Origin of the sequence: Novosphingobium malaysiense, assembly GCF_000802225.1 — a bacterium.
In the GTDB taxonomy this organism is placed as follows: domain Bacteria; phylum Pseudomonadota; class Alphaproteobacteria; order Sphingomonadales; family Sphingomonadaceae; genus Novosphingobium; species Novosphingobium malaysiense.
In genome coordinates, this window is the sequence record NZ_JTDI01000042.1 from 1 (window position 1) to 230 (window position 230).

Here is a 230-nt window from a genome sequence, read left to right on the forward strand (position 1 = left end):
TCTATACCCGGGCCGCGACGCCCGCGACACATCGTTCACGACTACCATTTCAAGAAAGGGCTTCCACATGAAATCTGTTGAGGATCTCGGAGACTTGCGCGGTAAGCGCGTCGTCATCCGCTGCGACTTCAATGTCCCGCTCGACGGGGACAAGATCACCGACGACGGTCGTATTAAGGCTGCCCTGCCTACTTTGACCCAGCTGCATGAGGCTGGCGCTCGCACCACCG

1 protein-coding gene is annotated in these 230 nt (G+C 59.1%); it reads left to right on the forward strand.

Going from position 1 to position 230, the window contains the following annotated elements:
• Positions 1–67: 67 nt before the first annotated feature.
• Positions 68–230 (forward strand): phosphoglycerate kinase (gene pgk, locus LK12_RS23420; RefSeq protein WP_082010737.1); only part of this gene is annotated, 163 nt, incomplete at its 3' end.